The organism is Streptomyces xanthophaeus, assembly GCF_000725805.1.
Classification (GTDB): Bacteria; Actinomycetota; Actinomycetes; order Streptomycetales; family Streptomycetaceae; genus Streptomyces; species Streptomyces xanthophaeus.
In genome coordinates this window covers 1-311 of sequence record NZ_JOFT01000136.1, presented here as the reverse complement: position 1 = coordinate 311, position 311 = coordinate 1, and the positions used below count along the sequence as shown (strand labels likewise).

The 311-nt window shown below is 54.0% G+C and carries 1 rRNA gene; it reads left to right on the top strand.

The features are described 5' to 3' along the window. Positions 1-311 (top strand): 23S ribosomal RNA (locus IO30_RS0129190); the annotation flags it as partial.

Genomic DNA, 311 nt, shown 5'->3' with positions numbered 1-311 from the left:
AGACGAAACATCAGCGGCTTGCTTAAGAATCTCCCAAGTAGCACGGGGCCCGAGAAATCCCGTGTGAATCTGGCGGGACCACCCGCTAAGCCTAAATATCCCTGGTGACCGATAGCGGATAGTACCGTGAGGGAATGGTGAAAAGTACCGCGGGAGCGGAGTAAAATAGTACCTAAAACCGTTTGCCTACAAGCCGTGGGAGCGTCGCTCATTGAGTTTACTCAATGGGTCGTGACTGCGTGCCTTTTGAAGAATGAGCCTGCGAGTTAGCGGTGTGTAGCGAGGTTAACCCGTGTGGGGAAGCCGTAGCG